Below are 360 nucleotides of genomic sequence, written 5' to 3' on the forward strand. Positions count from 1 at the left end.
CCACGATTCGTCCAGGGAGAACTCACAATATCAGCTCCTCCTCTGATGTTTCCATAAATATCTGTACTTGTCGAATACTCATGGACAATGGATCCACCATTTCTATATTCGGTTACCTGCTCATAGAATAGGTTTGGATGGGTAGCATTCAATGAACGTACATTATCTGATGAAAGGTGAACAAGGGGGAAATCATAATTGCTTCCTATGCATAGTTCTCCACTGGTCGTAAAGTCTATAAAATAGGGAGGCCTCACCAAAACTCCGGTTGAAAAATTGTCTGCAGCATCATACTTATAGCTTATGGTTATAGGAGTACTTGAAGCATTTTCATAGGTTGTTGTTGTTTGGGCAACCCTT

1 protein-coding gene is annotated in these 360 nt (G+C 40.6%); it reads right to left on the reverse strand.

The features are described from left to right. On the reverse strand, positions 1–360 hold a 360-nt coding region (locus SB659_RS19185), incomplete at both ends, for a hypothetical protein (RefSeq protein WP_410551539.1).

The organism is Arthrobacter sp. SIMBA_036 (assembly GCF_046535135.1).
Classification (GTDB): Bacteria; Actinomycetota; Actinomycetes; order Actinomycetales; family Micrococcaceae; genus Arthrobacter.